This window comes from Streptomyces prasinopilosus (assembly GCF_001419695.1).
GTDB classification, from domain to species: Bacteria; Actinomycetota; Actinomycetes; order Streptomycetales; family Streptomycetaceae; genus Streptomyces; species Streptomyces prasinopilosus.
This window is the reverse complement of sequence record NZ_LIRG01000485.1, coordinates 1-6254: the sequence shown is the minus strand read 5'-3', so window position 1 is coordinate 6254 and position 6254 is coordinate 1. Positions and strand designations below refer to the sequence as shown.

Annotated in this window: 6 protein-coding genes; all 6 read right to left on the bottom strand. The window is 72.9% G+C overall.

The window, feature by feature from the left end; translation table 11 throughout:
- Positions 1 to 614 (bottom strand): phage tail protein (locus AOK18_RS20145; protein ID WP_079105104.1); only part of this gene is annotated, 614 nt, incomplete at its 3' end.
- Complete coding sequence (locus AOK18_RS20140) at positions 611 to 2569, bottom strand: putative baseplate assembly protein (RefSeq protein WP_055695269.1); 1959 nt, start codon at positions 2567 to 2569, stop codon at positions 611 to 613. The genes AOK18_RS20140 and AOK18_RS20145, both read right to left, overlap by 4 nt.
- Positions 2569 to 3027: a GPW/gp25 family protein gene (locus AOK18_RS20135; protein WP_055574932.1), complete on the bottom strand. Its 459-nt coding sequence runs from the start codon at positions 3025 to 3027 to the stop codon at positions 2569 to 2571. Before AOK18_RS20135 ends, AOK18_RS20140 begins: the two co-directional genes overlap by 1 nt.
- A complete protein-coding gene (locus AOK18_RS20130; protein WP_055695268.1) occupies positions 3027 to 4931 on the bottom strand; it encodes a VgrG-related protein in 1905 nt (634 codons plus the stop codon). The genes AOK18_RS20135 and AOK18_RS20130 overlap by 1 nt, the downstream gene beginning before the upstream one ends.
- Positions 4931 to 5668 carry a CIS tube protein gene (locus AOK18_RS20125; protein ID WP_055574934.1) on the bottom strand — a complete coding sequence of 246 codons (738 nt, stop codon included), beginning with the start codon at positions 5666 to 5668 and terminating at the stop codon, positions 4931 to 4933. Before AOK18_RS20125 ends, AOK18_RS20130 begins: the two co-directional genes overlap by 1 nt.
- Before the next feature lie 143 nt (positions 5669 to 5811).
- Entirely contained in the window at positions 5812 to 6237 is a 426-nt protein-coding gene (locus tag AOK18_RS20120) for a phage tail protein (protein ID WP_055609866.1), read from the bottom strand.
- Positions 6238 to 6254 lie beyond the last annotated feature (17 nt).

Here is a 6254-nt window from a genome sequence, read left to right as displayed (position 1 = left end):
GCTGGCTGGCCGACTGGGTCGGCGCCGAGACCGACGGCATCGAGACCGGTGCCGACGACGAGCGCTCCGGGAACGCGTCCGCGGGCGTTCCGGCCGGCGGCTCCGAGGGGGAACGCCGGCTGCGTGCCGCCGTCGCCGCCGCCACGTACCTGCACCGGGCCGAGCGGCCGGGCGTGCCAGTCGGCGGCGCCGCTCTCGGTGATCTCCGGTGTCACGCCGAACACCAGGCGCACCGCCTCGGACAGGCCGCGCCGGGTGCCCCGGACCCGGTGCAGGTACGTGGCGGCGGCGACGGCGGCACGCAGCCGGCGTTCCCCCTCGGAGCCGCCGGCCGGAACGCCCGCGGACGCGTTCCCGGAGCGCTCGTCGTCGGCACCGGTCTCGATGCCGTCGGTCTCGGCGCCGACCCAGTCGGCCAGCCAGCGGGTGAAGTCGACCGGGGCGAGCGCGGGGTCGAAGTAGGAGTCCAGGTTGTCGAGGACGACCAGGAACGGCGCGAGGACCTCGTCGAGCCCGGCGACGAAGCGCTGCGCCAGGTCGTCGTCGGCGAAGATCGCGGGCAGCATCGCGCCGATCGGCGCCGAGGAGCCCAGCCCGTCGACGGAGCCCCTCACGCGCCCTCCCCGATCACGCGGACCCGGTGGTCGAAGGAGAACACCAGGGACGGGGCGGAGAGGTCGATCCGGTCCGTGGCCTCGCCGCGCTTGCCGGTGATCGGGTCGGCGGGGTGCAGCAGGACCTGGTCGACGAGTTCCACGCCGGGCACCCGCTGGAGCACCGCGAAGATCTCCCCGGCCTGCACGGGCCGCCCGAAGGGCCAGCCGGTGCCGTCGGCGCCGCCGGTGAGCGGGTCGAGGTGGCGGTAGAGGGCGTCGTGGGCCTGGCGGCGGACCCGGTCGGTGTCGGCGCCGCGGAAGGCGTGCACCGTGGAGACGACGGTGACGCCCTGGTAGAACGGCGGGCCGACGGCGAGCCGGGTGCCGATCAGCCGGCGCTCGTCGAGGTAGCGGGTGATGCGGGAGAGCAGCGCGTCGCCGGGGACGAGCTGTTCGAAGCGCAGCCGCCCGCCGGGGTCCGCGACGGCCTGCGGGACGACCAGGACCCGTACGGCGTAGGCGCCGTGCTCGCTCTCCTCGCCCTCCAGGCAGGTGATGCGGGCGGTGTCGGGGGCGGCGCGGCGGGCGAGTTCCTCGTAGTCGCGCAGGGTGACGGCGCGTTCCTGGGCGCGCAGGGTGATGGGGGCCCGGGTCTTGGCCTCCTCCACGGTCTCGCCGTCGACGCCGCCGCGCGCGGCCTCCCGGTTGACGACCTCGGAGACGTACGGCACGGACCGGCGCAGGACGCGGACGGCGCCGCGGGCGACGTTGCCGGTCCTGCCCCCGCCGGTGCGGTAGCGGCGGGCGCGGATGACGGCGCCCTTCGGGGGGACGGCGCCGTACTGGCGCAGGGTGCCGTCGGGTTCGCGCACCGCGGGGCCGAAGGCGATCTCGCCGGTGGCGGCGTCCAGGGTGATGTGCCGGTCGTGCGGGCCGGAGGCGGCGAAGTGGGCGACGACGTCCCAGTCGGTCCAGCCCTCGTGCTCGGCGGTCTGCAGCAGGACGGGCGGGGTGTCGCCGACGACGGGCGCGTGGGCGAGGCGCAGCCGCTGGCCGGGCAGGCCGGTGGACTCACCGAGCACCTCGTCGCGCACGGTCTCGGCGTGCACGGCGCCGGTGGTGCCGCCGACGGTGTACGCCTCGGCGGCCCGCACGGACGGGGAGGTGGTGTAGAAGGGCTGGCCGGTGAGGGGTTCGGTGACCCGGCAGCGCAGCCAGCCGCCCTCGTGCCCGCCGTTGCGGGAGAGCACGTGGCCGCCGGGGACGTGCAGGACGACCTCGCCGGGCCGGTTGAGGCCGCCGGTGACGTCGCGGTCGACCTCGCACTCCGTCCAGCCGTCCTCGGTCCATGCCTCCCACACCAGCGGGGGCTGGCGGGGGTCGACGCCGACGCCGTCGACGCGGCTGTCGAGTTCCAGGGCGACGGCGCAGTGCGGGACGGCGGTGCTCAGGCCGAACAGCATGCAGTCGCCGGGGCGGGGGGCCTCGGTGAAGCAGAGGACGTCCTTGCCCTCGGCCAGGTCGTCGGTGCGGTCGGCGACCGGCGAGCCCTGGTTCTGCACGGCCAGCCGGCGCAGCGAGGAGGGGACGACGGTGAGTTCGCGTTCGGTGGCGAAGACCACGGCCTCGTCGCGCTCGGTGCGGGTGGTGGCGACCTCGGTGCCCTCGGGCAGCACCACCGGCTCGTCCTGCGGGGCGGACAGCCAGAACGTGACGTCGGTCCGGGCGGCCGTCGGCGGGAACAGGGTGATGCCGACGAGGTCGAGGAAGGCCAGGTGGTTCTTCTCGGGCACCCGGTTGAGGCGGTACACGATCTGGTCCGCCATGTGGGCGACCGCCTCCACCAGCGTGACCCCGGGGTCGGAGACGTTGTGGTCGGTCCACTCCGGGGCGCGCTGCTGGATGTAGCGCTTGGCGTCGTCGACGAACTGCTGGAAGCGGCGGTCGTCCAGGTGGGGAGAGGGCAGGGCCATCAGCGGTCGCTTTCGGGGAGGGGGCCCGACGCGCCCGCGCCGGCCGTGCCTGCCGTGCCGGGCTCGTCATGGGAGGGGATGACGTAGAACGGGAAGACGAGGCTGCGCGGGTTGTTGGTGCCGCGGACGGAGTAGCGGACGTCGATGTGCAGGACGCCCTCGCCGGGTCCGGCGGTGACCTCCACGTCCTCGACCTCGATGCGCGGCTCCCAGCGGTCGAGGCTGGCGTACACCTCGTGCTGGATGCGGCCGGCGGTGGCCTCGTTGACGGGGGCGAACACCAGGTCGTGGATGGCGCAGCCGAACTCCGGGCGCATCGGCCGCTCGCCGGGCGCGGTGGCCAGCACCAGCCGGATGGCCTCCTCGATCTCCTTCTCGCCGCTGACCAGGGCGACGCCCCCGGTGGGGCCGATCCTCATGGGGAACGCCCAGCCGGATCCGACGAACTGCTCGGCCATCAGATCACCGGCTTTCCATTGACGGTGAACAGGCCCATGACCGGGACGGTGACCGCCCGGATGCCCACGTTGGCCACCGCGTTGATCTGCACGCTCCCCATCGCGGACAGGCTGGCCGCGCCCATGGCCTTCAGGGAGAGGGCGCCCTTGGCGTCGACGTTGACGGCGCCGATGGACGAGCTGAGGGTGACCGCGCCGCGGCCCTTGAGGGTGAGCGGGCCGCCGCTCTCGACGGTCACGGACCGTCTGCCGTTCAGGGTCAGGTCGGTGCCCGCCTCGACGGACACCGAGCGGCTTCCCTTGATGACGACGGTGCCCTTGCTGTCGACGGTGATCTCCGTCTTCGTCCGGTCCAGGTTGATGATCAGCTTGTCGTCGCCGGAGGCCACGCGGACGCCCTGCTTGCGGGCGCCGGTGGTCTGGCTGAGCAGGTCGACGCGGTTGGCGTCGCGGTCGGACAGGGTGTGCCGGACCGCCCGCCGCTTCACGGTGTCGTGCAGCGGCACGTCCCGCACGGGGGACGGCTTGTCCACGCCGTTGTAGAGCCCGCCGACGACGAACGGGTGGTCCAGCGCCCCCCGGTCGAACGCCACCAGCACCTCGTCGCCCACGTCGAGCGGGAAGATGCCGCCGCCGAACTTGCCGCCCATCTGCACCGTCCGCGTCCAGTCGGAGACGTAGGTGTCGTCCAGCCACGGGAACTTCAGCTTGACCCTGCCCTGCTTGAGCGGGTCCTGGACGTCGGTGACCAGCGCGTTGGCGACACCGGGCAGCCGGGGCGCGGCCGCGCCGGCGCCCCCGCCGCCCGAGGTGAGCCCGAACAGGGAGCGCCACTGGCGGCCGCTGACGGTGATCCAGGTCTCGTAGTGCTTGCCGTCGCCGAACACGTGGCGGACCGACGTCACCGTGTACTTCCCGTCGAAGGGGGAGCCGACGTCGGTGAGGGCGACCGGGACGCCGGGGCGCAGCTTGGGGTTGCCGACCACGGCGACCTCCAGCTCGGCGAAGGACGAGGTCACGTCGTCGGCGAGGGAGTCCGCGGCGTACTTCACCTCGTTCTGCCGGTCGTAGGGCTTCTCCGTCTCCACGAGGGGGACGATCCCGAACGCCGAGGCGGCCTTCTGGGGGGTGGTGCCGATGGAGATGCCGGGGTTGGAGGTGGCGGGCGCCGTCGCGGTCAGCTCCTTCTTCGCGACGACGTCCCAGCCGCGCGCCTCGACCCGCCCGTACTGGTCGGCGGAGGTCACCGCGGCCCGGCAGCGCAGCACGTCGTGTCCGGCCTGGAGGACGAACGTGCTCTTCTCGCCCGGGGTGCTGGTGGGGGGCGCGCCGGAGGCCGGGTCGGGGCTGACGAACTGGAACTTCCCCTTGGCGTCGAGGGACATCACCATCTCGTTCTCGTCGGCGAGCCGGGACAGGAAGTCCCAGTCGGTGACGTTGGCCTGGCTGATGAACTCGTAGACGGTCCTGGTGGACTCGACCCGGCCGACGGCGACGCCGTCCTGGCCGGCCAGGGTGCGGGCGATGTCCGACGCCGTCTGGTTGCGGTAGGCGGCGACCCGGCGCCGGCGCATCATGCGGTGGCCGCGGTCGTAGCCGCGGATCACGGCGAAGGTGCCGGTGCCGTCGTAGTCGCTCTCCATGCCGGTGACCTCGCCGGTCAGCAGCGGGTCGCCGGCGCCCTTGCCGTGGGCGACGGAGGAGAACACCACCTCGGTGCCGAACTTGATGCCCAGTTTGTCGAGCACCTTCCCGTGCTCGTCCCGGAAGGTGACGCGGAAGGCTCCCGGCACCCCGGCGCCCAGGTCCACCCAGCCGCCGACGAGCTTCTGGGCGTAGTAGGGCGGCACGGGCTTGCCGTCGAACGTGACGTGGAGGATGTTGGAGAAGGAGTGCTTGACCATCAGAACGCGACCTCCCCGGCCGCCGGCAGGATCAGTTCGGTGCCGTTGGGCAGCCGGGACGGGTCGTCGATGTCGTTGGCCTCGGCGATCGTGCGCCAGGCCGAGGCGTCCCCGTACTCCCGCCAGGCCAGCGACTGCAGGGTGTCGCCCGCCACGACCCGGTGCACGCGCCGCGCGGTGAGCGCGCCCGAGGTCGGGTTCTGGCCCTTGGTCTGGCCGGGGATCTCGTTCAGCTCCACCTGGCAGGCCGCCCGGATCGGCACGCCCGTCGTCCCGAACAGCGTGTAGCTCGCCCCCACACTGGCGATGTACGCGGTGAACCGCGCCGTGGAGAACGACCCCCACTCGAACACCACCCACGGGGTGGACGGCTGGTCCGCCGCGATGCTCTTGGCGGTCACCTCGCAGCAGGAGAACAACGCCTCGACCTTCTTCAGCACGCTGTTGTCACCGGGGTCGCCGGAGGAGTCCAGGAAGATCTCCATCGACAGGTTCCGGCCCTCGGACCCCATGAACTCGGGCAGCGGGCCGTCGCGCAGGGCGGCGGACGGCGTGCTCTTCCACTGGGCGCGGCGGGTGAGGGTCAGCTGCGACGGGTTGAAGTCGAAGTCGAAGGTCTTGATCAGACCGCCCGGGGTGGTGCTGTCGCCGATCGGGGGCTCGTGGATGGCCAGCGTGGCCCGCACCAGGCTCTTGCCTGCGCCGCCCTTGGAGCCCTTGCCTCCCTTGGCTGCCATGGTCCTTCGTCTCCGTCCTCGGTGCTCAGTGCTCGGTGCGCGGTCTCGGTGCGTGGTGCGCGGTGCTCGGCGCGCGGTGCGTGGTGTCCTGCGGCGGGGCGGTCCGTCCGGGGCTTCCGCCCGGGCCGCGGGTCCGGTCCCGCTCAGTCCGTGAAGCCGTGGTGCGTGATCTCCAGGACCTCCGTGGCCACGCCCGGACTCTCGGGGTTCAGGGAGGGGCCCTGCCAGCTCACCGGCAGGACGTCGATCAGCCCCCAGCGCGCCACCTCCGAACCGTCCGCGCGCAGCGCCGAGATCTGGGCGGTGGGACGGGTGACGCCGGTGGTCACGGACGAGATCCAGGCGGCGACCTTCGAGGTCTCCGGGGTCAGCGGGCGGGTCAGCCGGATGGTGGAGAAGGTGACCCGGGTCGGCAGCTGCCACATGAACCCGTTGTTGCCGCCCTCCTGGTACTGCTCGGTCTCCACCGTCGACGCCAGGCCCTCACATCCGTTGAACGCGCCGAGGCTCTGTCCGTCGATGGTGAGGGTGAAGAAGATGGTGGATCCCGGGTCGAGATCGCTGGGCATCGGAGGGCCTTTCGGGG

Coding starts and splice junctions, on each gene's coding strand:
- AOK18_RS20140 (WP_055695269.1), bottom strand. CDS start 2,569: ATGGCCCTGCCCTCTCCCCACCTGGACGACCGCCGCTTCCAGCAGTTC.
- AOK18_RS20125 (WP_055574934.1), bottom strand. CDS start 5,668: ATGGCAGCCAAGGGAGGCAAGGGCTCCAAGGGCGGCGCAGGCAAGAGC.
- AOK18_RS20120 (WP_055609866.1), bottom strand. CDS start 6,237: ATGCCCAGCGATCTCGACCCGGGATCCACCATCTTCTTCACCCTCACC.
- AOK18_RS20130 (WP_055695268.1), bottom strand. CDS start 4,931: ATGGTCAAGCACTCCTTCTCCAACATCCTCCACGTCACGTTCGACGGC.
- AOK18_RS20135 (WP_055574932.1), bottom strand. CDS start 3,027: ATGGCCGAGCAGTTCGTCGGATCCGGCTGGGCGTTCCCCATGAGGATC.